The sequence below is a fragment of the Megasphaera jansseni genome, assembly GCF_047974155.1.
In the GTDB taxonomy this organism is placed as follows: domain Bacteria; phylum Bacillota; class Negativicutes; order Veillonellales; family Megasphaeraceae; genus Megasphaera.
The window spans coordinates 15,113-38,976 of record NZ_JBHYRR010000024.1 but is presented as its reverse complement, the minus strand read 5'-3'; the positions used below and the strand labels follow the sequence as shown (position 1 = coordinate 38,976).

The 23,864-nt window shown below is 54.6% G+C and carries 19 protein-coding genes and 1 pseudogene; 17 read left to right on the top strand and 3 right to left on the bottom strand.

From position 1 onward, the window contains the following. The first annotated feature begins 3 nt into the window (after window positions 1–3). From ACE418_RS09745 to rpoN, 6 genes are all read left to right on the top strand, one after another. The gene (locus ACE418_RS09745) at window positions 4–1,359 is read left to right on the top strand and encodes a nitrogenase component 1 (protein ID WP_416450429.1); all 1,356 of its coding nucleotides are present in this window, start codon (window positions 4–6) and stop codon (window positions 1,357–1,359) included. Then, entirely contained in the window at window positions 1,356–2,582 is a 1,227-nt protein-coding gene (locus ACE418_RS09740; protein WP_416450428.1) for a nitrogenase component 1, read from the top strand. The genes ACE418_RS09745 and ACE418_RS09740 overlap by 4 nt, the downstream gene beginning before the upstream one ends. A gap of 12 nt (window positions 2,583–2,594) precedes the next feature. Further along, entirely contained in the window at window positions 2,595–3,341 is a 747-nt protein-coding gene (locus tag ACE418_RS09735) for a nucleotide-binding protein (RefSeq protein WP_416450427.1), read from the top strand. A gap of 15 nt (window positions 3,342–3,356) precedes the next feature. After that, the gene (hydF, locus tag ACE418_RS09730; RefSeq protein WP_416450426.1) at window positions 3,357–4,553 is read left to right on the top strand and encodes a [FeFe] hydrogenase H-cluster maturation GTPase HydF; all 1,197 of its coding nucleotides are present in this window, start codon (window positions 3,357–3,359) and stop codon (window positions 4,551–4,553) included. 150 nt (window positions 4,554–4,703) lie between these two features. After that, complete coding sequence (locus ACE418_RS09725) at window positions 4,704–6,032, top strand: aspartate ammonia-lyase (protein ID WP_416450425.1); 1,329 nt, start codon at window positions 4,704–4,706, stop codon at window positions 6,030–6,032. 23 nt (window positions 6,033–6,055) lie between these two features. After that, a complete protein-coding gene (rpoN, locus tag ACE418_RS09720) occupies window positions 6,056–7,342 on the top strand; it encodes an RNA polymerase factor sigma-54 (RefSeq protein ID WP_416450424.1) in 1,287 nt (428 codons plus the stop codon). Here rpoN and ACE418_RS09715 read toward each other — a convergent pair. Next, on the bottom strand, window positions 7,339–9,219 hold the full coding sequence (locus ACE418_RS09715; RefSeq protein WP_416450423.1) for a sigma-54 interaction domain-containing protein: 1,881 nt from the start codon (window positions 9,217–9,219) through the stop codon (window positions 7,339–7,341). The genes rpoN and ACE418_RS09715 overlap by 4 nt on opposite strands. A gap of 206 nt (window positions 9,220–9,425) precedes the next feature. Here ACE418_RS09715 and iorA point away from each other — a divergent pair, with 206 nt between their 5' ends. From iorA to ACE418_RS09700, 3 genes are read left to right on the top strand one after another with little or no spacing between them, the layout of a single operon-like run. After that, complete coding sequence (iorA, locus tag ACE418_RS09710) at window positions 9,426–11,207, top strand: indolepyruvate ferredoxin oxidoreductase subunit alpha (protein WP_416450422.1); 1,782 nt, start codon at window positions 9,426–9,428, stop codon at window positions 11,205–11,207. A 1-nt stretch (window position 11,208) separates the two neighbouring features. After that, window positions 11,209–11,790, top strand: coding sequence for an indolepyruvate oxidoreductase subunit beta (locus ACE418_RS09705; RefSeq protein WP_416450421.1), 582 nt, complete (start codon window positions 11,209–11,211; stop codon window positions 11,788–11,790). Window positions 11,791–11,801: 11 nt separating this feature from the next. Next, on the top strand, window positions 11,802–13,139 hold the full coding sequence (locus ACE418_RS09700; RefSeq protein WP_416450420.1) for an acetyl-CoA hydrolase/transferase family protein: 1,338 nt from the start codon (window positions 11,802–11,804) through the stop codon (window positions 13,137–13,139). Window positions 13,140–13,213: 74 nt separating this feature from the next. Here ACE418_RS09700 and ACE418_RS09695 read toward each other — a convergent pair whose 3' ends face one another. After that, on the bottom strand, window positions 13,214–14,134 hold the full coding sequence (locus tag ACE418_RS09695; protein ID WP_416450419.1) for a DMT family transporter: 921 nt from the start codon (window positions 14,132–14,134) through the stop codon (window positions 13,214–13,216). A 247-nt stretch (window positions 14,135–14,381) separates the two neighbouring features. On the opposite strand from ACE418_RS09695, the gene ACE418_RS09690 reads away from it, so the two are divergent. From ACE418_RS09690 to ACE418_RS09670, 5 genes are all read left to right on the top strand, one after another. Next, complete coding sequence (locus ACE418_RS09690) at window positions 14,382–14,897, top strand: cyclophilin-like fold protein (RefSeq protein WP_416450418.1); 516 nt, start codon at window positions 14,382–14,384, stop codon at window positions 14,895–14,897. A gap of 30 nt (window positions 14,898–14,927) precedes the next feature. After that, complete coding sequence (locus tag ACE418_RS09685; protein WP_416450417.1) at window positions 14,928–15,968, top strand: DUF362 domain-containing protein; 1,041 nt, start codon at window positions 14,928–14,930, stop codon at window positions 15,966–15,968. Between the two features lie 10 nt (window positions 15,969–15,978). Beyond that, window positions 15,979–16,215, top strand: coding sequence for a twin-arginine translocase TatA/TatE family subunit (gene tatA, locus ACE418_RS09680; RefSeq protein WP_416450416.1), 237 nt, complete (start codon window positions 15,979–15,981; stop codon window positions 16,213–16,215). Further along, the gene (tatC, locus tag ACE418_RS09675; protein ID WP_416450415.1) at window positions 16,212–16,895 is read left to right on the top strand and encodes a twin-arginine translocase subunit TatC; all 684 of its coding nucleotides are present in this window, start codon (window positions 16,212–16,214) and stop codon (window positions 16,893–16,895) included. The genes tatA and tatC overlap by 4 nt, the downstream gene beginning before the upstream one ends. 139 nt (window positions 16,896–17,034) lie before the next feature. Continuing rightward, window positions 17,035–18,381: an acetyl-CoA hydrolase/transferase family protein gene (locus ACE418_RS09670; protein WP_416450414.1), complete on the top strand. Its 1,347-nt coding sequence runs from the start codon at window positions 17,035–17,037 to the stop codon at window positions 18,379–18,381. A gap of 286 nt (window positions 18,382–18,667) precedes the next feature. Here ACE418_RS09670 and ACE418_RS09665 read toward each other — a convergent pair whose 3' ends face one another. Further along, window positions 18,668–20,122 carry a transcriptional regulator gene (locus tag ACE418_RS09665; RefSeq protein WP_416450413.1) on the bottom strand — a complete coding sequence of 485 codons (1,455 nt, stop codon included), beginning with the start codon at window positions 20,120–20,122 and terminating at the stop codon, window positions 18,668–18,670. A gap of 206 nt (window positions 20,123–20,328) precedes the next feature. On the opposite strand from ACE418_RS09665, the pseudogene prdC reads away from it, so the two are divergent. From prdC to ACE418_RS09650, 3 genes and pseudogenes are all read left to right on the top strand, one after another. After that, window positions 20,329–21,648 (top strand): annotated as a pseudogene (gene prdC, locus ACE418_RS09660) (proline reductase-associated electron transfer protein PrdC); the annotation flags it as partial. 27 nt (window positions 21,649–21,675) lie between these two features. Further along, on the top strand, window positions 21,676–23,436 hold the full coding sequence (gene prdA, locus ACE418_RS09655) for a D-proline reductase (dithiol) proprotein PrdA (protein WP_416450412.1): 1,761 nt from the start codon (window positions 21,676–21,678) through the stop codon (window positions 23,434–23,436). Next, window positions 23,436–23,858, top strand: coding sequence for a CBO2463/CBO2479 domain-containing protein (locus ACE418_RS09650; protein ID WP_416450411.1), 423 nt, complete (start codon window positions 23,436–23,438; stop codon window positions 23,856–23,858). Before prdA ends, ACE418_RS09650 begins: the two co-directional genes overlap by 1 nt. The last annotated feature ends 6 nt before the right edge of the window (window positions 23,859–23,864 follow it).

The window sequence follows — 23,864 nt, the reverse complement described above, 5'->3', positions numbered from 1 at the left end:
AGCATGATTTACGAAAATGAAATTCATCCGCCTCAGGTGCCGCGGTATCATGTCACGCCGGACGGTGCCGAAACCGCCATCGGCCAGGCGTCTTTTCCCAAGCCTTTCCATATCGGCCTGAAATATGCTTCACCAGCCCGGGGCCATTGGACCATTGCCCATTCGCCCATGCTCATCCCCGGCTGCCACGAAGTCTACGTCTGCTGCGCCTGCTGCCTTCACGGCGTCGTCTTGTCGGCTGATGAAGTCCCGGACGGAGCCGGCCGCTTTTCTACGGTTACCTTGACCAATGAAAATCTGATCAAAGGCAACCTGGAAGAAATGATGATCGACGGCATTTCCCATATCATCGACGATATGCCCGAACGGCCGAAGTGCATCGAAGGCTTTACCAGCTGTATGCAGCACTTCCTCAATATCGACCTGCGCGTCGTTTACGGGACGCTGCGCCAGAAATACCCGGATATCGATTTCATCGACGGTTATATGATACCGACCCTGCAGCGGCGCTATACGCCGGATATCCTCGGCCGGCGCCAGCTCGTACGGGCCGTCCAGCCCCTGCCGAAACAGAAGGCTGTCAACTATGTCGTCAATTACTATCCCGTCGACGAAGATAACGAATTGACGGCCATGCTCCGCCAGGGCGGTTACGCCATCCACGATTTCGCCGCCTGTAAGACTTATGAAGAATATAAGGCCATGGGTGAATCGGTGGCTAATATTTACTTTTTGGAAAATGCCGGTCCGGCGGCTCAGGATATGGGCAAACGCCTGGATCAGCAGGCCCTGTATCTGCCCTATGCCTATGAGTACGGACGGATGCGCCGCAACCTGCAAACCGCGGCAGACGCCTTAGGACTGACGATGCCGGACTGCGACGCCTATGAACGGGCTATTGAAGAGAAAGTCAAGGCTCTGAAGGAACAAGTCGGCGACACGCACATCGCCATCGACTATACGGCGACGCCGCGGCCGCTGGAAATGGCCAAGTTTCTCTTGACTCATGGCTTCAACGTCTACGCTATCTACCTTGACGAAATGTCGCCGGATGAAGAGGAAACGTTCCAGTTCCTGCAGGCCCATTATCCGGACCTGTCCCTGCGTTCGACGTCGCACTTCAAGCGCCGCCTCCTGCCGCGCGATGACAGTAAGAAGTACGGGAAAGTCCTGGCCATCGGCCAGATGGCCGCGTATTTCACGGATACGAAGTATTTCGTCAACCTCGTTGAAAACGGCGGTTTCTACGGCTATACGGGACTGCTGAAGATTTTAGATTTGATCGGTCAGGCCCATGCCGCCGAAAATCCCAAGATGCGGGATATCATTCAAATAAAAGCCTGGGGGTGTCATGGTTGAAACAAGCACAACGCGTCTTATCGACGTATGCCGTCGACATGTTCGGCATTGCGTCGTCGCTCTTTGAATTAGGCGGGCTCATCGTCATGCACGATGCCGACGGCTGTAATTCGACATACGATACGCATGATGAACCGCGGTGGTACGATACGCCGAGCATGGTCTACGTGTCGGGCATCAATGAAATCGATACTATCCAGGGCAATGACCAGCGCCTCATCGACAATATCGCCGAAGCCGTAGAAGCGGCTCATCCCCGCTTCGTCGCCATCGGCGGCAGTCCCATGCCGAATGCCATCGGCACGGACTTCAAGGCCATCGAGCGCCTGGTAGCGGCCCGGACGGGACTGCCGACGCTGGGCTTCCGGACCGACGGCATCCACAGTTACCTGCCCGGTGCCGGCGGCGCCTATGTCTGGCTGGCCAAGACCTTTTTGAAAGTGCCCCATCGCAAGCCGCAGAAGCCGGCGAAACGGGTCAATCTCCTGGGCCTGACGCCGCTGGACTTTTCTGTCGTCGGCAATGCGACGACGCTCAAGCAAATCGTCACCGACGCCGGTTTTACCCTGCAGAGTTCGTGGTCTATGGGCGATACCCTGGATACGCTGGCCGAAGCGGCCAATGCCGACGTCAATGCCGTCCTCTCATCGACGGCCTTCTACCTGGCCCAGTATATGCGCGACAAGTACGGTATCCCTTATGTCGTCGGCATCCCTATGGGTGAAAAGGGGACGGCCGACTGGCTGGAAGCCCTGCGGACTTGTGATTCGTCGTACCTTACGGGTTTTACGGGTCAGGAAAAGTATATCAAAGCCCAGTATGCCCTGGCCGACCTCAATGCCTGGAAGACGGAACCCGTCTACGATGATACGCCTTGTGACGTCCTGGTCATCGGCGAACCGGTCTATCTCTTGTCGATGAAGGCCATGCTCCGGCAGGAAATGGGCATCGAGAACATCCGCACGCTCTGCCCCATTGCCGATGCGCCGCGGTGGCTCCTGGAAAAAATCGAAGTAGCCAGCGTCGAAGACGTCATCCGGCAGGAATGCCGCAAGGCCCGCCGGGTCATTGCCGACCCGATTTATGCCCGGCTCTTGCCGGATGAGAAGGAAAAATTCATTTCCATGCCCCATGAAGCTTATTCAGGACGGCATTATCACGCCGATATGCCCATCTTTGTCGGGCCGTCCTTTTCGGCATGGATGAAAGATAAATTGACGTGAGGAGGAAGACTTATGAGGAAATTTGCAATTTATGGGAAAGGCGGCATCGGCAAGTCGACGACGGCCGCCAACGTGTCGGCCGCCCTGGCCATGATGGGCAAGAAAGTCGTCCAGGTCGGCTGTGACCCCAAGGCCGATTCGACGCTGAACCTCTTGCACGGTCATCCCGTCATGCCGGTCATGGACTACTATCGGGAACATACGGAGGGTCCGGACTTCGAACATATCGGCAAGGAAGGGTTCGGCGGCGTCTTCTGCATCGAAACGGGCGGCCCTACGCCGGGTCTTGGCTGTGCCGGCCGGGGTATCATTGCCACCTTCGACCTCATGGATGAACAGGAAGTCTTTCAGAAGCTCCAGCCTGACGTCGTCTTGTATGACGTCTTGGGCGACGTCGTCTGCGGCGGTTTTTCGGCGCCCATCCGCGACGGCTATGCCGATGAAATCTTCATCGTCACGTCCGGCGAAAAGATGGCCCTCTATGCAGCGGCCAATATCATCAAGGCCGTTGAAAACTTCAAGAGCCGCGGCTATGCTCAGGTCAAGGGCATCATCCTTAACCGGCGCAATGTCGATGACGAATACGAACTGGTCAAAAAATTTGCCGACGAACACGGCCTGCCCATCGTCGCCGATATTCCCCGGAGCAGGGACATCCAGTATTATGAAAATAAAGGCATGACCGTCGTCGAAGGCGATCCGGACCTGCCGGTCAGCCAGATTTATCGGGAGTTAGCCCAAAAGCTGCTCCAGGCTTAGGAAAGGAGCGATACTATGGGGATGAATGATACGCCGTCCGGTGAACGGGTCCACATCGGCTTCTTTGGCCGTCGCAATGCCGGGAAATCGAGCGTCGTCAACGCCGTAACCGGACAGGACCTGTCCATCGTGTCGGCGACGAAGGGCACGACGACGGACCCGGTCTACAAGGCCATGGAACTCCTGCCCTTAGGGCCGGTGGTCATCATCGACACGCCGGGCTTCGATGACGTCGGCGCCCTGGGAGAAGAACGGGTGCGGCGGACGAAACAGGTCCTCAACAAGACGGATATAGCCGTCGTCATCATCGATGCGGCTGAAGGGCGGACGGCGGCTGATGAACAGGTCCTGGAACTCATCCGCAATAAAAATCTGCCCTATCTCGTCGTCTATAATAAGGCGGACCTGCTGGACCAGCCAGGAATCGCACAGGACCATGAAATCTATGTCAGCGCCCTGAAAGGAGAGGGCATCCATGAATTGAAAGAACGGCTGGCCCGCCTGAAACCCGTCGATACGGCAGCACCTATCGTCAGCGACCTCATCCAGGGCGGCGACTTCGTCGTCCTCGTCGTCCCCATCGATACGGCCGCGCCGAAAGGGCGCCTCATCCTGCCCCAGCAGCAGACGATCCGCGAAATCATCGATAATGACAGCGCTGCCATCGTCGTCAAGGAATATGAACTGCGCCATACACTGGACTGCCTGGGCCAGAAACCGGCCTTGGTCATTACGGACAGCCAGGTCTTTGCCAAAGTATCGGCCGATACGCCGCAAGAGGTGCGCCTGACCTCCTTTTCTATCCTCATGGCCCGGCACAAGGGCCTGCTGGAAACGGCCGTCCGCGGCGTCACGGCTATCGAACAGCTGCAAGATGGCGATACGGTCCTCATTGCCGAAGGCTGTACGCACCATCGCCAATGCGACGACATCGGCACGGTCAAGATTCCCCGCTGGCTGCGCAACTATACGCAGAAGGATATCCGCATCGAGACATCCAGCGGCCGCGATTTCCCGGATGACCTGTCGCCCTATGCCCTGGTCATCCATTGCGGCGGCTGTATGCTCAATGGCCGGGAAGTCCAGTACCGCATGAAGTGCGCTGCCGACCAAGCGGTGCCGATCACCAACTACGGTATCGCCATCGCCTACATGCAGGGCATCCTGAAACGCAGCCTCAGCGTCTTCCCGTACTTGCAGTCGCTGGTGTAAAATAGTTTGTAGTTTGTAGTTTGTAGTTTGTAGAAATTGTAGGGGCGACCACGTGCCTTTTCAGCCCGTCAGGTCATGACTGTAAGGAATGGCAAGACGGTTGCTGAAATGGACCGCCGTAGAGGGGGCGCCCGTTTTGGGGGGATTCGGATGGAAAAAAAGCGTATCGAACGCGATGTATTGGGCGAAGTGGCATTGCCGGAAGGCATGATGTACGGCATCAATACGGCCAGGGCTCTGGATAATTTCCCCTTAGGCCACAAGCGGACGGCTATGCCGCTCATTTATGCCATGGTGACGGTCAAGAAGGCCGCTGCCCTGACCTACGCCCGCCTGGGCGTCCGCGAAGACGGGATTTACCAGGCTATTGCCGCGGCCTGTGACGCCATCCTGGCCGGTCAGTATGATGACGCTTTTGTGACCGAGGCCCTGCAGGGCGGCGCCGGTACATCGACGAACATGAACGTCAACGAAGTCATCGCCAACGCCGCGCTGGTCATATTGGGGAAAAAGCCGGGCCAATATGACGTCATCCATCCCCTGGACGACGTCAACCGCGGCCAGTCGACGAATGACGTCTATCCGACGGCCCTGCGCATTGCCGCTATCCGCCGGCTGCGGGAGCTGAGCCAGGCCTGTGCCGATTTGCAGGAAGCCTTCCAGCGCAAAGAGCAGGCCTATGAAAAGACGTATAAGCTGGGACGGACAGAACTCATGGATGCCGTCCCCATGACGGTCGGCGAAGAATTCGGCGCTTATGCCCAGGCCTTGTCCCGTGACCGCTGGCGCTTGTACAAGATTGAAGAACGGCTGCGCATGGTCAACCTCGGCGGCACGGCTATCGGCACGTCCGATACGGCATCGCGGCAGTACCGCTACGAAGTCATCGAACAGCTGCGCCAGCTGACGGGCATTGGCTTGGCGGCGGCCGAATATCCCGTCGATCTCACGCAGAACAACGACGTCTTCGTCGAAGTGTCGGGCCTGCTCAAGGCATTGGCCGTCAACCTCATGAAAATCGCCAACGACTTGCGCCTCATGAACTCCGGCCCTCATGGCGGTATCGGTGAAATCCGCCTGCCTGCCCGCCAGCAGGGTAGCTCCATCATGCCGGGCAAAGTCAATCCGGTCATCCCGGAAATGGTCATGCAGTGCGCCATGAAGGTCATGGCCAATGACAGCGCTATCGCCATGGCGGCGGCTCACGGCGAATTTGAACTCAATGCCTTTGAACCGCTCATCGCCGACTGCCTGCTGGAAAGTCTCCAGCTCCTGATCCAGTCGGTACGCATCTTCGAGAAAAATGGTGTCGAAGGCCTGACGGTACGGGAAGACCAGTGTCAGCATCACCTTCAGGCATCGGCTGCCTTTGGGGCGGCCTATATCGGGGCTTTGGGATATGATACGGTGAGCCGCATCATCAAGGACCATGAACCGGACGAAGCCCATCGTATCTTAGAGGCCATGGTGAAGAAATAATCTGCACCGGAAAGAGGGGCATTATGTCGAACTTATCGTTGAAACTCGAACAGAAAGCGAAAATATTGCAGGTCCAGCGCCTGACCATTCAGATGCTGGCCCTCCACGCCCAGGATCTGGCTGATTTTTTGCAGGAACAAGTGACGGACAATCCCTTGTTGGACATCCGCTATCACGATGTCCGCCCAGCCGGGAATCAGGGCGATAAGGCCATCGACAATATCCGCAGCCGCAGTGATTCCCTGGAAGCCCGGCTCATGGCCCAGCTCCGCATCCAGCCCCTGCCCCGGCCGTTGCTGCTGGCCGCCGGCCTGGTCATCGGCTCCCTCGACGATAAGGGCTTTTTCCAGGGCGACCTGGCTTCACTGGGGTCGGCCTATCATCTCAGCCTGGAAGACATGAAAAAAGGGCTGGAACTCGTCCAGTCCTTTGACCCGCCAGGCATTGCCGCCCGGGATCTGCGCGAAGCCCTGCTCATCCAGACCCGGCGCAGCCGCAAGGTACCGGCCAAGACGGAAGCCCTGCTGGCGCAGCATTATGACGACTTTTTACAGGGGAAATGGCAGAAAATCCAGGCTGCCCTGTCCCTGTCCCCAGAAGGGCTGCAGGCCATCCGCGATTTCCTCAAGACCTTGTCTCTCCAGCCGGCCGGCCAGATTGCGCAGGAAGAAGTCTATATCCGGCCGGACGTAGAGATTTATCGCAATGAGAAAGGCCAGCTGGCTATGCGGTCCCTCGAAGAAATCCCCGATGTCTATTTCCGCGATGACTTATACGACCAGTATGCCGCTCAGGGCGACAAGGAGACCCTGGCCTATATCCGCAAGGCCCGCCGGGATTTTAACGATTTGGCATCGGCCCTGGCCTATCGCCATCATTCCATCGAACAAGTCGTGACCTGCCTGATGACGCACCAGAAAGACTATTTCTTAGCCCATAAGCCTTTACAGCCGCTGCGGCAGAAGGACATCGCCGAGGAAACGAAACTCAGTACGGCTACGGTCAGCCGCGTCTGCCGCCACCGCTATGTCCTCTTTGAAGGCCAGGTCTATCCGCTGCAGTCTTTTTTGGCCACTGCCTATACCGTTGACAAAGAAGACGGGGCCCGTGTATCCGATAAGGCCATCATGAGGAAAATCGCCGCCCTCGTCGAAAGCGAAGATAAAAGCCACCCCTATTCCGACCAGGACTTGTCCGAATATTTTGCATCTGCCCAGATTTCCGTAGCCCGGCGGACGGTGACTAAGTTCCGGCAAAAATTGAACATCCCCAACAGCCGTATCCGGCGCCGCTGGCGGTCTTCTGACTAAGGCCTCATTTTGTTGAAAATCGTCTGCCGCGATACGTTGAGCAATTTGGCTATATCCTTCTGGCTATAGCCTTTTTCTTGCAGTTCCTCGATGAGGATTTGCTGGATCGTCTTTTCCAGGTTTTTCAGGTTCAGGCTGAGCGAAGCCGTGTCCAGCAGGGATTTTTTCCGTTCCTCATCAGGCATATCGAATAAGGCATCGTAAGTATCGTCCAGCGTATTCCCGAAAATATAATAACGCAAGGCGACGCTGTGCAGTTCACGGATATTGCCCCACCAGTCATGCTGGATGAGGGCTTTTTTTAATGCCGGCTTGAGCGTGGGCCTGCGATGGGTGAAGTTTTCCAGGAAATAAGAAAATAAATAGAGGATATCTTCCGGCCGTTCGTTCAGAGACGGCAGCGTCAGGCGCAGGGTGTTGATGCGGAAAAATAAATCGCGCCGGAATTTGCCGGCCTGGACGGCAGCGATGATGTCGGCATTGCTGGCCGAGATGATGCGGATGTCCAGGGGGATGACATAGTCCGAACCGAGGCGCATGACCTGCTTCGTTTCCAGGACGCGCAAGAGCTTCGACTGGAGGCTCGGCGCCATGCTGTTAATTTCGTCGAGAAAAATCGTCCCGTTATGGGCCATTTCAAAAAGGCCGGCCTTGCCTTCCTTCCGGGCACCGGTAAAAGAGCCGCCGACGTAGCCGAAGAGTTCGCTTTCCAGGAGGTCTGTCGGCAGGGCCGCACAGTTGATGGCGACAAAAGGCCCGTGACGCCGGTCGCTGGCATTGTGGATGCTCTGGGCGAAGAGTTCCTTCCCCGTCCCGCTTTCGCCCTGGATGAGGATGGGCGCGTTGTAGTTGGCCATGACTTCAGCCTGGCGGATGACGTGTTTCATGCCCTCGTCGACGGTCTTGATGTCCTCGAAATGGTGTGTCGCCGTCAGGCCGGTCTTCGAGAGTTTATAGCGGATATTTTTTTCCAGCCGCTGCAGTTCCGTGACATCCCGGATGGTCAGGATGTATTGGGACGTACTGTCCATGAGGAAATAGTCGGAATTGGCGATGAGCGTATACGGCGGCCGCTGGAGAATCGTTTCGTGGAAAGACGGACTCGACCCTTCGGTCCAGTCTGGAAAGATATGGCGCATATTCTTCGTCGTCACCGGGATCCCCAGGAAGGACGCTGCCCGTTCATTGATGTGAGAAATGGCACCGCCTTTGGAATAGAGGATGATGCCGTCCGTGACATGAGATAAGATGGACGACATCATGGATAACTGCTCGTTGTCCTTCTTTTGGAAGGCCAGGAGTTCCTGGGCGTAGAGCAGGACCGAGAGCATCGTCGATTCGCTGGGGCGGATGGAATAAATCGGCATGGGACTCGATTTGGCAATCTGCGGCAGCAGGGGACAGCCGACGATGGCCGTATCCGGCGTGACCGGAATCTGCCGGAGCCGTTCCAGCAGTTCCAGATGGGTCTTATCCAGGCTGTAACGGGGATAAAAGACGATTTTTTTACGGAGCTCTTCCGGGCAGGCGTCCTTATTGAACATGAAATTTTCATTGAGCAGCAAGTGGATTTTTTCGTATTTCGGCGCAATCGTGCGCAGGGTATATAAGGCATCGTTGGTCGAACTGAAAAGACAGAGAATGGGCACGCTGTCGATGGCCTTGGTCAGTATCTGGTGAGAGCCGCTGTTGGTGATGATGACCTTGGCCCCCTGTTGGACCAGCTCCCGGGCCTGTTCGACCAGGTGGGGGAAGTCGATGATCGTGGCTGTCGTCGTAATATCATGGGCTTCCAGTTTATCTTTATAAATTTGCAGTATCGTATAGACAGACTGCTGCATCAAGTCATCAGCAATCAAAAAAGCAATATTCTCCATTTCGTTTCCTCCTCATTTCCTCTCTCCATCATAAAGAAAGAAGAAAGAAATGTAAAGGAAGTAAAAAATATTTTACTTAAAGTGTGTATCGTCAAGGGTGTTTTCGGGGAAAATAGCCTATCTATCGCATCAAATGAATTGGCATGGATATTACATACATATTATTGAAAGATGTCAACTGACAAATGATGGAGGAGGTATGGATTATGAAAAAGTTATTGACCGGTGATGAAGCCATCGCCAGAGGCTTATATGAAGCCGGTGTTTCCTTTGCTTCCGCTTATCCCGGGACCCCGAGTACGGAAATCTTGGAAAATGTTGCTGCCTATGATGATATGTATGCTGAATGGGCGCCCAATGAAAAAGTAGCCATGGAAGCGGCTATCGGTGCCTCTATGTCCGGCGTCCGCTCTTTTGCGGCCATGAAGATGGTCGGCGTCAATGTCGCAGCCGATCCGCTGTTCACCTTTACGTATTTAGGCATCAACGGCGGCTTTGCCTTCGTCTCGGCCGATGATCCGGGCATGCATTCGTCCCAGAATGAACAGGATAACCGGAATTACGCCAAGTTTGCCAAAATTGCCATGTTCGAGCCGTCGGATTCGCAGGAATGTATCGACATGACGAAAGAAGCCTATAAAGTCAGCGAAACGTATGAGGTCCCAGTCATGATACGCATGACGACCCGTGTCTGCCATTCCAAGAGCCTCGTCGAGGAAAAGGCTCGCCAGGAAGTGCCGCCGGTCCTCTATCAGAAACAGCGGGAAAAGATGGATGCCGTACCGGCTATTTCCAAGAAACGCCGCTACGTCGTCGAAGAAAGGGAAGAAAAATTGAAGGGTTATTCCGAAATCTGTCCCTTCAATAAAGTAGAGATGCACGATACGAAAATCGGCATCGTCGCTGCCGGGGCGGCTTATATGTATGCGAAGGAAGTGTTTGGGGATCAGGCTTCGTATTTGAAACTGGGCTTTACCTATCCCCTGCCGATGCAGAAAATCAAAGCCTTTGCCGATAAGGTCGACGAACTCTACGTCATCGAAGAACTGGATCCTTTTATGGAAGAACAGATTCGTCAGGCCGGGATTGCCTGCCACGGCAAAGACGTCATCCCCAAGATTGATGAACTCAACCCCAACATCGTATCGGCGGGCATCCTGAAACAGCAGCAGCACGGCGTCGAAGTCCCCGATTCCTGTTTCGTCCCCCGACCGCCGTCCCTTTGTGCCGGGTGTCCTCATCGCGGCTTCTTCTACGAATTGGGGAAACGGAAAGATACGGTCATGGTCGGCGATATCGGCTGTTATGCGTTGGGCGGGGCGGCGCCGCTCGATGCCAAGGATCTGGCTATCTGCATGGGCAGTGCTTTTTCGGTAGCCCACGGGTTCAGCTATGGTCTCCAGCTCAGTGAGCAGAAAAAACGCGTCGTCGCCTGCATGGGTGATTCGACGTTCTTCCATACGGGCATCAACGCCCTGACGGAAGTGGCCTATAATGGCTCTAATGCCATCTGCGTCATCCTGGATAACCGCATTACCGGCATGACCGGTCATCAGGATAACCCTGGGACCGGCTATAACATCAAAGGGGAACCGGCTACGCTCATCGACGTCGAAGCCGTCGTCAAAGCCCTGGGCATCCAGCATGTCCGCACGGTCAATCCCCTGGACCTGAAAGCGATGAAAGAAACCTTGGATTGGGCCTTTGCCATCGAAGAGGAACCGTCGGTCATCATTACGAAATGGCCTTGTGTCCTTAAGAAGTTCTCGAAAGAAGACAAAGCCCAGTTCAACCTCGATAAGACGCCTTGCGTCGTCGATACGGATACGTGCATCGGCTGTAAGAAATGCCTTTCCACCGGCTGCCCGGCCCTGCGCTATGACAGTAAAACGAAAAAATCCAGTATTGCCCAGTCTGATTGCGTAGGCTGTACGGTATGTATGCAAGTCTGCCCGGTTCAGGCCATTTCCAGAAAGGGGGATAAATGATATGTCAGATGTAAAAAGTGTACTCTTCGTCGGTGTCGGCGGGCAGGGTACGATATTAGCCAGCAAAATCCTCACCATCGGCCTGATTGAACACGGGTACGATGTCAAGATGTCCGAAGTTCACGGTATGAGCCAGCGTGGTGGCAGCGTCAGCACACAGGTCCGCTTTGGCCAAAAGGTCTATTCACCGATTATCGGCGAAGGTTCAGCCGATATCCTCGTATCTTTTGAAGAAATGGAAGCGGCCCGGTATGCCAGATTCCTGAAGAAAGAGGGAAAGATGGTCGTCAATCAGGTACAGATACCGTCCCTGCCCGTCCTTTCCGGCACCTGCCAGTATCCGGAAGGAATCATTGAAGAATTGAAGAAACATGTACCCGTCATGGCCATTCAGGCGACGGACATCGCGACGAAGCTGGGGAATCCCAAGAGCGCGAATATCGTCTTACTGGGGGCCCTCATCGAGGCCCTGGGCCTTCACGATATCGACTGGAAGCACATCATTGCCAGGACGGTGAAACCGGCTTTTGTCGACATCAACTTAAAAGCCTTTGACGCCGGTATGGAAGCGGTCAGGCAGTGAGGGGGACGATTATGGATATCTGCAAGGAATATGAAGCCAAACGCTGCACGGCTGATCAGGCAGTACAACTCGTCAAAGATGGCGACTGGGTCGATTACGGGATGAGTTGTTCCTATCCGACAGCCCTGGATAAAGCGTTGGCCCGCCGTCATGCTGAATTGAAGGATATTAAAGTCCGCAACGCGATTTCGTGTCAGCCCGTGGCTATTTTGGAAGCCGATCCGGACAATGAAACCTTTACGTACAATCTCTGGCATTGTTCGGGTATCGACCGCAAGTACCTCGATGCCGGGCGGGCTTACCACGAACCGATGCTGTTCCGCGACTGCGGTTCTTATTATACGAAGGGCTTTGCGCCGGTCGACGTAGCCATGATTACCGTAGCGCCTATGGATCGGCAGGGGAACTTTTCCTTTGGCCTGACGAATGGATGTATGCAGGAAATGCTCGACGTGGCGAAACACATCATCGTCGAAGTCAATCCGGCCATGCCTGTCGTCTTCGGTATGGGGAGCGACCATATCCATGTCTCTCAAGTCGATGCCATCGTCGAAAGCCAGGAACCCATCAGTCTGGCACCCAACCGGGAACCGAGTGCTATCGACCGGCAGATTGCTGAAAAAATTTTCCCTTACCTGCATAATGGGATTACCTTGCAGCTCGGCATCGGCGGGATGCCCAACGCCTTGGGCATCCTCATTGCGGATTCAGACCTGAAAGACTTAGGGATGCATACGGAACTCATGAGTGACGGTTATTTCGATTTGTACCAGGCGGGAAAGATTACCAACAATAAAAAGCCTTTCCAGCGGGGGAAAGGCGTCTTCTCGATTTGTATGGGCTCGAAAAAGCTCTATGAATTTTTGGACCGCAATCAAGATGTCCTGTCGGCTCCGATGCATTATGTCAACAACCCGGAAACGATTCGTCAGCTCGACGATTTCATTTCCATCAACAGCTGTATCGCCGTCGACCTTTACGGCCAGGTCTGCTCTGAATCGGCCGGGACACGGCAGATAAGCGGGACTGGCGGTCAGCTGGATTTCGTGACCGGCGCTTATGCGGCGGACCACGGCAAAGCGTTCCTGGCCATGCCGTCGAGCCGGGTCGATAAGAATGGAATCCGTCATTCCAACATCCTGCCGAAGTTTACGGCCGGCGATATCATCACGACGCCGCGGACCCAGGCCCCGTGCATGGTCACGGAATACGGCATAGCCAACCTGTCCGGCCTGGCTACCTGGCAGCGGGCAGAAGCCCTGATCAATATCGCCCATCCGGACGTGCGCGAAGATTTGATTAAAGCTGCCGAAGCTCAGCGCATCTGGAGACGGAGCAATAAAATTTAATAGATGATTTTCACGGCTGCTTATGCCCCTTGGCATAGGCAGCTTTTTTTGCGGTTTTAAACGGACCGTATCCGTTACTCCTTCCGCAGGAACGGGATGTGTGGCAGGGGGACCTGCGCTAAAATGACGGCGGCGAAGACGAGCGCACAGCCTGTCAGTTCCTTGGCCGTCATGACTTCTCCCAGGATGAGCCAGCCGGCTAGGGCGGCAAAGACGGATTCCAGGCTCATGATGAGCGTCGCCGTCGTCGGTTCCGTATATTTTTGGCCGACGATCTGCAGGGTATAGGCGACGCCGCTGGACAGGCCGCCGGCATAGAGCAGGGGCCATTTGGCAGCCCACAGCGCGCCCCAGTCCGGCTTTTCGAAGAGGACCGTCAGGGTACCGGAGAAGAGAAAGGCGATGGCGAACTGGACCCAGGACAGCTTGATGCTGTGGGCTTTTTTTAACAGGAAATGGTCGATGACCAGGATGTGCAGGGCAAAGAAGATGGCACAACAGAGGACCAGAAAATCGCCGAAAGAGACTTGGAAGTCGCCGTTGATACATAAGAGGTAAAAGCCGGCGATGGCCAGGGCGACACAAGCCAGGATAATCCGCGGGACTTTGCGGCCGATGAAGTGTCCCATGAGGGGGACGAGGACGATGTATAAGGCCGTGATGAACCCGGCTTTTCCGGCAGTCGTCATCGAAATCCCGACTTGTTGTAACGTGTCGGCAGCGCCCAGGACCAGGCCGCACCAGGCACCGCCGATGAGGGTGATGCGGTCCGGCTTCAACTGTTGCAGGATAGGCGGATAGGTCCCGTCTGCCCTTTTATCGGTAAAAAGCAGGATGACGGGAATCAGGACGATGATGGCGATGACATCACGGGCGGCACTGAAGGTAAACGGACCGATATAGTCCATGCCCACGCTCTGGGCGACGAAGGCCGCACCCCAGATCAGTGCCGTAATGAGCAGCAGTATCGTGCCCTTGGCTTGTGAATGATACATAGTATAAATCCCTTCTCAAAACGAAAGATAACCAGAATATTTTTATTTTATACTAGCTTTTTTTAAAAGTAAATAAAAATAACTTGACCTGGAGTTTACTCCCGGTTGTATAGTAAATGCAAGGCAGAATTTCATCCAGACATACGCTTTGGGCATTGCTAGAGAAAATGTATAGGTATTAGCTATTTTTTAGCCTACCCGGTACAATATAAACAGTTAAGGTTATGTTTTTCACGAGGAGGAAGAGATGATGGGGATGATCAGCAGGAAACAGGCAGGATTTGCCGTACTCGGCCTGATAACAGCCGTTTTTTTATTCTTTTTGACGGGCTATGTCCATTGTAAACAGGTTAACTGCCAGCCGGCGGCCGGACATAACGCTTTTATTTTCGGCGATGCTCATTCATATGTTGCCGAATCGCGCCTTTCCTTTGAAGGTGGCTATGCCGTACTTGGCTTATATGATACGCCGGCGGCTTTAGAATTTTCTGAACGTCAGCCCCTGGTCGTACCGCTTCAGCGCCAGGGAGACCGGATTGTCCTGCCGGGACTGCCGCCGGTCGTCGTTTCTAACGAAGACGTGACCGGTATGAAGCCGGATATCGGCGATATCGCCTTTGATACCCAGACGCAGTCCCTGGTCATCTTCTGTCAGAAAGAAGATCCGTCACCGAACCTCCTTCCCGTAGGGCATGTGACGGGAGGCATGAATTACTTATTACAGACGCAAGGGGCCTTTGAAGGCTATCTTACGAAAAAATAAAAGCGATAGTTTGTAAGGAGGATGATTGTTATGAAAGACATGTCGAGACGAGATTTTATGAAAGTCGTAGGGACGGCCGCTGCCGGGGCATTTTTATATAATGCCGGGATTACCCGGGCTTTGGCCCAGGCGCCGGTAGTCAGCGCCAAGAAGGTCACCGGTCAGGATGACGGCCAGGGGTCACGGGCCAGGGTCTACTTTACCAAGCATATTGATGCGGCCCATCTGATTGCCCTTTATGATAAAATCAATGAAGGGATTTATGGCAAAGTAGCCGTCAAATTGCATACCGGCGAAAAACATGGCCCAAACATCCTGCCGCGGGATATGGTCAAAGCTTTCATGGCCCACGTCCCGAACAGCACGATTGTAGAAACCAATACCCTCTATAAAGGGGACCGCTATACGACGGCTTCGCACCGGGAAACACTGCAAGTCAATGGCTGGAATTTCTGCCCTGTCGATATCATGGATGAAGAAGGGTCTGTCAACCTGCCTGTCCGGGGCGGCAAGCATTTGAAGGAAGTCGCCATGGGCGGCCATATCGTCAATTATGATTCGATGATCGTCCTGACCCATTTCAAAGGCCATGCCATGGGCGGTTATGGCGGTTCCCTGAAGAATATCGCCATCGGCTGTGCGTCCGGACAGGTCGGCAAGCGCCAGGTCCATGGATATCTCACGGGCCCGATGCCGCCGGGAAATAAGGAATGGGCCTCGATGCCGATGCAGGACCAGTTCATGGAACTCATGGCCGATTCGGGCAAGGCTACTGTCGATTATTTTGGCAAACATATCGTATTCCTCAACGTATTGCGCCGCATGTCCGTCGACTGTGACTGTGCCGGTGTTTCTGCGGCAGAACCGAAAATCGCCGATTTGGGGATGCTGGCTTCGACAGATATCTTAGCCGTCGACCAGGCCAGCGTCGATTTGGTCTATGACCGGAAGTCGTCGGATAAGCACGACTTAATCGAACGCATCGAATCCCGCCATGGCCTCCATCAGCTGCAGGCGATGCGGGACCTGAAAATGGGGAACGATAAGTATGAATTGATTTCTATTGATTAGGAGGACTGTCATGTTTGGATTAGGAGCTCCGGAATTACTGCTCATCTTAGTTATCGCCCTCGTCGTCTTTGGACCGGGGAAACTGCCGACCATCGGCAGCGCCCTGGGGAAGAGCCTGCGGGAATTCAAGGAAGCTGTCAATGCGGCAGATGTTAAAGTGGATGCCAAAGCGGACGAAAAGGCAGGTGACGGAGCAGAACCGGCACCCAAAAAAGATACGGCTGCTGAATCTGCTCAAAAATCATGACCTTTGTCGACCATCTGAGCGAATTGCGCAGCCGTCTCATTAAAAGCGCCATTGCCGTCGTCATCGGCATGGCTGTCAGTGTATGGCGTATTGATGATATCGTCGCCTTTGTAACTTCGCCGGCGTCGACCTTGTATGTCATGCGGCCGGCAGAAGCGTTTCTGATTTATATGAAAATTGCCTTGTGGAGCGGCGCCGTACTGGCGTCGCCCATTTTGTTTTATCAGTTTTGGGCCTTTCTGCTGCCCGCCTTTACGACACATGAAAAAAAGATCCTCGTCCTGTTCGTGCCGGCGTCGGTCCTCTTATTCCTTGGCGGACTGGCTTTTTCCTTTGTCGTCGTCCTGCCGCAGAGCCTGCATTTCCTCATGACTTTTACGACATCTGATGTGCAGCCCTTGTGGTCCCTGGAAGGCTATCTGGATTTCGCACTCCTCATGGTCCTGCCCTTTGGAGTAATTTTCAATATGCCCCTGCTGCTCATCGCCCTGGCCAAGATGGGACTCGTTTCGTCGGAACAGTTGAAGCTGGTCCGGAAATATGTCATCGTCCTGTCCTTTATCGTCGCAGCCATCATTACGCCGACGACCGATATGGTTACGCAGTCATTACTGGCCGTGCCAATCATCGTGCTTTACGAATTCAGCCTGGCGTTTATCCGCTATATCCTTCGGGAATGAGGGCTTATTCCTCAAGGAAACACGCCGTTTTGTAATATTTTTCACAAAATGTGATTGCAGTCGCCGCAGGAAAGTTTTATACTATATATAAGGTTATCTCATACTACTATTGCAAAGTCATGAAGGAGGAGACTTTAGAATGTACAAACTTTCACAAATTCCTGAAGAGTATAAGAAGAAATTGATTACGGCCGAACAGGCTGCGGCTCTCGTCAAAGATGGCGACCGCGTTTCCTATGGCCTCGGCTGCGCTGCTCCGTATGATATCGACATCGAAATCGGTAAACGGGCAAAAGAATTGCACGGCGTTGAAATCGTCGCTACGACCGTCGTCAAAGATGAACCCTATGCGGCTTATCTCAACAGTGACTCGAACGAACAGATCCGTTTCGCAACGGCTCATATGAACGGGTTTGAACGTAAGATGTCTAAAGCTGGCCGCTGCTGGTTCATTCCTATCCTCTTCAACGAATTGCCGAAGTATTGGGAAAACATTGATAAACTCATCATCCAGGTTCATCCGATGGACCAGTGGGGCAACTTCAACCTCGGGCCTCAGGCTTCTGACCTTCGCGGCTTGATTCGTGCAGCGAAGACGATTATCCTCGAAGTCAACCAGAACATGCCGAAAGCTTTGGGCTATGAAACGGAATTGAACCTCTGCGACGTCGACTATGTCGTCGAAGGCTCGAACCATCCGATGCCTCAGATTCCCAACCGTGCCGGGACAGAAGTTGATGACAAGATTGCCGATTACATCATCCCCATGATCGAAGACGGCAGTACGTTACAGCTCGGCATCGGCGGTATCCCGTCGGCTGTTGGCCGTAAATTGGCTGAATCGGATGTTAAGGATTTGAGCGGTCATACGGAAATGCTTGTTGATTCCTATGTCGACCTCTATGAAGCCGGCAAGATTACGGGCAACAAGAACCGCGATAAAGGCAAGATTATCTATGCTTTTGCCGGCGGCACACAGCGCCTCTATGATTTCATCAACGATAACCAGATCGTATTCAACGCACCGGTCAGCTACGTCAACAACGTCGGCGTCGTCGCCAGCATCGATAAATTCATCTCCATCAACGGCTGCATCGACCTCGACCTCTATGGCCAGGTCAACGCAGAAACGGCTGGCTATCAGCAGATCAGCGGCACCGGCGGCCAGCTTGACTTCGCTCAGGGCGCTTATGCATCCAACGGCGGCAAGAGCTTCATCTGCGTCCATTCGACGCGTAAATTCAAGGATGGCCATGTAGAATCCCTGATCAAACCGACTCTCCCGGCTGGCACGGTCATCACGACACCGCGTTCGGCTGTCCACTACATCGTCACTGAATACGGTACAGCCCTGCTGAAAGGCAAATCGACGTGGGAACGCGCCGAAGCCCTGATCAACATCGCTCATCCGGACTTCCGTGAAGAACTCATCAAAGACGCAGAAAAGATGGGTATCTGGACCAAGACCAGCAAGATTTCCATGTAAATAATAGTTTGTAGTCTGTAGGGGCTTGCACGTGGCAAGCCCGCCCAGGATAGTTACCGAATCCCCGGCGGGTCGCCCACGTGGCGACCCCTACAGCTAACCACTTAAAAGGGGGCTGTCGCACGAAGGCTTTTGCTTTCATGCTAGGCCCCTTAAACTTAAAAGTTTTTCGTTCATAGTTCATCGTTCATCGCGATGGATTGATATTTTTAATCTCATACAACAAACGATGAACGACCTACGATCAACGTAAAAAGAGGCTGTCTTAATGCGACAGCCTCTTTTTCTATGCCCCGGCCAAACTGGTGATTTTTTCCAGCATGTCCTGGTAAATCTTGATTTTTTCTTCCAGTTCCTGGCCGCTGCAGGCGTGGCAGTAAGCCGATTTCGTCATCTTATCGAAAAAGTCCAGGACCATGGCGTCCAATTCCTTATCGACGATGATGTAGAATGGGTCGGTCTGGCTGTTCATGGCCAGGGTGTTCTTTTTGAAGAAGCTCATGCGGTAGTTCGAGTAGAACGACAAGTTCGCCTCTTTATAGGCCAGGAAGGCCGGCGACAGATGCATCGTCGATAAGGTGATGCCCTGGCTTTTGTTCAAGGTCCGGGCTATGGCCTTCAGATGGTCGATCCGTTCCCCTGGCGTCAGCGTGTATTGGACGTCGGTCAGGTCGATGTGGCCCGTTTCCAGATAGCGCATGAAGGACGGTGTCGGCACGATGATGGATACGCGGGCTTTGGCGATGATTTCTTCCCAGGTGATGCGCAGGCGCTCGATATTGCCGGCCCGTTCTGCCGGCGATTCAGTGATGAGCCGGTCGAAGACTTCCTGAGGCAGGAGGTATTCGATGCCGTTGGTCAGGAAGAAGCAGAACCGCGACGTTTCATAAAAGGACGTGCGGTAGCCATAGTCGTCGTTCCAGGGACTCTGGATGTGGGTCAGGAGCTTTGGCGTGTGGTGGACGCCGAAGCGCTCGTAGATGTCGTGGACGACGGCCGGGTCATCCATATAAGAACACATCATCATGCCGCGATGGCTCTGGAGCGAGTAGGAGATGGCGAACTGGTCCTTGAGGATGATGAGGTTGGCGTCGCTCAGGGCGGAGAAATCGTAAAAGGTGAATTCCGCGTCCATGAAGCGGTTGAGGACGGCATAGAGCCGCGGGACGTATTCGGGATGGCGGCGCAATTTTTCCTTGTCCAGGCCGACGCGGATGCGCAGCCGCTTGTAGTTGGCCGGTACGTCGAGATAGGACCAGAAGCCATCGTCATAAAAATCGAAGAATTCTCCATAGATGACCAATTCCTCCTTGCCCGTCAGGGTCGGGAGTTTTTTTCGGAATAAATCTTTTAAAAAGTGGGCCACTTTCTGATGGCTCGTGACGATGCGGACAGGCCAGGACTTTTTAGCCTTTTCCGTGCGCCCGCTCTGGAGCGACGTGCGGTAAGCCCGGCTCAGGTAGTCGCTGATGGCAAAGGCCAGGTCTTCCGTGTTGTCGGGAAAAGCAAAATAGCGGCAGCAGTCTTCGCGGCGATCGAGTTTTTCAATCGTTTCGGCAAAGAGTGCAGCCGCATCTTCGTTGACGCGTTCGATAGCCCGTGATGACGGTAGCTTGGCCCCGTTGATCCATTTGCTGATATACGATACATCGTAACCGATGTATTCGGCCAGGGTCACGGACTTCATTTTCGTGAATTTCATGAATTTCTTCAATGCAATCGGGTAGGTTTCTACGATCATGCATCATTCCCCCTCTATCTGGCAGCCGTCCCTTGTGATTTCCCCGCAGACGGCTATTTTCTTTATTTTAACACAGAATGGCTTAATAAAAAATAAGGTGAATAAGGTGAATTCATGAAAATTTCAAGTTTTCCTGTTTTTTTCAACCTGTCCGGAGACTATACTAAGGCCATGCTTGAGGACATCAAGCGGAGCAAGAATCTAAACATCATGAGCTTAGGAGGTGGACGGACGTGAGACCCTTTGTTTTTCCCTTTTCGCAGCACATCGGAGCTCCCGCAGTACCGATGGTAAAGGCTGGGGACCGGGTACGGCGTGGCCAATGCCTGGCTGCGGCCGGGGATGGATTGGGCAGTCCTGTTTATACGAGTGTATCCGGGACGGTCCGGGAAGTGACGGATGATGCCGTCATCGTTCGAGCTGACGACGTCCAGCCCAAAGAGTACGTGCCCCTTACGGCACAGACTCCACTGGAATGTATCCGTCAGGCCGGTATCGTCGGTTTAGGCGGTGCCGGTTTCCCGACGTATCAGAAGCTGGCCGTTCCCTTTTTGAATGGCGGCGTCGTCATTGCCAATGCTTCAGAGTGTGAACCCATTCTGAACCATAATATAGACGCCCTGGAAAAGGACTGCCGACCGATGATACGAGGGCTGCGGCTGGCGATGGACCTCGTCCATGCCGATAAAGGCGTCATCGCCATCAAGGCCATCCACGGCAGCGCCGTCCGGGCTTTGCAGCAGGTCATCGCCGATGATGACCGCCTAGGCCTTCACTTTTTGCCCAATGTCTATCCTGTCGGTGAAGAACGGGCCGTCGTCCGGGAAGTCCTGGGGACGCTCCTCGATGCGGGCAGCCTGCCGTCGAAAGCCGGCGCCGTCATCATCAATGTGGAAACGCTCCAGCGTATCGCCGAAGCCGTCGATGACAAGAAACCGCTCATCGATAAAGACGTGACCGTAGCTGGCAAGCTGAACGGCCCGGAAGTCCAGGTTTTCCACGATTTGCCCTTGGGCATGGCCGTCAGCGACGTCCTGGAGAAGGCCGGCGGCCTGGGTAAAGAATATGGCGAGCTCATCATGGGTGGCCCGTTCATGGGCAAGCGGACGACGCTGGATGCGCCTATCGTCAAGACGACGGGCGGCATCATCGCCACGGAAACGTTCCTGCCAGGACCAGAAAAAATCGGACTTCTCGTCTGTGCCTGCGGTGCCGATGAGAAACGGCTTCGGGAAATGGCGGCCTCGATGGGGTCGGCCGTAGCCGGCGTAGCCTTTTGCAAGCAGGCCCATGAAGTCAAGCCTGGCGTCCGCAAATGCGACAATCCCGGCCACTGTCCGGGACAGGTCCAGCGGGTCATGACGCTGAAGAAAGAAGGGGCCCAGGCCCTGCTCATCAGTAACTGCACAGACTGCACCAACACGGTCATGGCCTGTGCGCCGCAGCTGCATCTGCCGGTCTACCATTGTACCGATGGAGCCCTGCGGGCAGTCCATCATAAATTGATCCGCCGTATCAAGGCGTAACTCATACTACACAGGGGGAGTGATTGTATGTCTATTACGAAAGATACCTTACAGAAACACCTTACAGATCCTGCTGTTTTCTGCTGCCGCCGGGCCAAGGGGACAGTCATCGGAGCCGATGACCTGGAAGACCCGACATTGTTCGACGACATGGTCGATGCCGGCCTGCTCACACTCAGTGACGACGGCCTGACCATTGAAGAAGTCCTGGGCAGTACGCTCTTGCAGGATGTCGAAGCCTTGACGCCGATTACCAAAGAAGTCCTGGATAAAGTCAATGCCAAGTCCGTACCCGCCGTTCCGGCTGACACACCGGCTGAAGCCGCTCCGGCCAAACCGGCCGCTGCCGCACCGTCGGGAACGATTCACTTGAAGATAGATAAACTGGAAGGCTTGAGCCTGGATATCCCGGCCGGCACCATCTTGGGCGCTGCCGGTCCGCTGCCGGCAGTGCCGACAGAAAAGACGGGTGAAAAGAAGGTTATCCGCAAGCTCATCAAGAAACACATCAAGATTACCGATGTCGAAATCAGCGACAAGACGGCCATCGAAAACGGGAAAATCTTCATCGACGGGTCTATCGTCGAAAAAGCCGTCAAAGAAGATCCGCTCTGCGTCAGCATGAGCCTCGATGTCATTTATCCAGATAAACGCCACGTCTATACCGATACCATCATGGACGTCGCGCCCATCGCGACGAAAGTCGAAGGCGAACTCGGTGAAGGGGTCACCAAAGTCGCCGACGGCGTCGTGTTCATGCTTACCGGCGTCGACGAAGACGGCGTCCAGATTCATGAATTCGGTTCGTCCGAAGGCTTCCTCGATGAAAAAATGTATTTCGGCCATCCGGGCTGTGCCGATGAAGGCGACATCATCATCCGCTGCCATGCCGTCATCAAGCGCCTCACCGGCATGACCCGCCCCGGACCTTTTGCCGCTCATAAATGTGAAGACTACATCATCCAGGCTGTCCGCAATGAATTGAAAAAATATGACGGCGAAGTCGTCCGCGAAGAAGTCTGCGAAGACCTGCGCCGCAAGGGCAATCCCCGCGTCGTCCTGGTCAAGGAAATCATGGGCCAGGGGGCTATGCACGACAACGTCCTCTGCCCTAATGAACCGTGCGGCGTCATGGGCGGCCAGAAGAATGTCGACCTCGGCAACGTGCCGATCGTCCTGACACCGAACCAGGTCCGCGACGGCTCCATCCATGCCCTGACCTGCATCGGGCCGGCTACGAAAGAAATGACCCGTCATTATATCCGTGAACCCTTAGTCGAAGGCCTGGCCAATGATGATGAACTGGACCTCATCGGCGTCGTCTTCGTCGGCTCGCCGCAGGTCAATGACGAAAAACTTTGGGTTTCCGACCGCTTAGGCTCGCTCCTGGAAAGCCTCGACATCGACGGCTGCATCATCACGACTGAAGGCTTTGGCAACAACCACATCGACTTCATCCAGCACATCGGCCAGGCTGGCAAGCGGGGCATCCCCGTCGTCGGCGTTTCCTTCTGCGCTTATCAGGGCCAGCTCGTCGTCGGCAATCCTTATGCCGATGCCATGGTCGAAGAAAATATGGATCAGGGCGGCTTTGAAAACGACGTAGCCGGCTGCTCGTGCGTCACCAAAGAAGTCGCAGCCCGTGCGATTCAGATGCTCAAGAATAAGATGGCCGGCGTCCCCATTGCGGCGGCACCGAAGAAATGGGACAATGCCGTCATCAACGCCAATAATAAACTCCTCGGTCTCCCGGAAACGGTCCTCCTCGACAAAGGGACGCTCCACTGATGGCCAAACTCGACTATCAGCTCAACCCGGTACTCATGGAAGGGACTGTGACCAAGGCCGCTGCTGACGACGTGGCTCTCAACCTGAGAGGGAGACTGGGCGTGATCCACGCTGCACCGTCTTTGTTCCTTCACCAGCCCCGGGAAGGCCGGAAATTCCGATTCTATTTTAGCTATATGCAAATCGTAGAGGCCCCGCTCGATTACGATTATGCGCCGCTCGAAAAAGACCGGGAATTCACGCCGGTCCTGGCCGGCGGTGTCCTCAGCGAAGTCAACGATACGGCCATCAAAGCCGAATGCCTCGGCGGCCTGGCCACCATTGCCGTACCGCGGCGCTGGGTCTTTACCGATGTAGCCCTGAAAGAGGGAGAATATACTGAATTTTACATCAGCCCCATGGCGGCTGTAGATGAACTATAGGAGGGG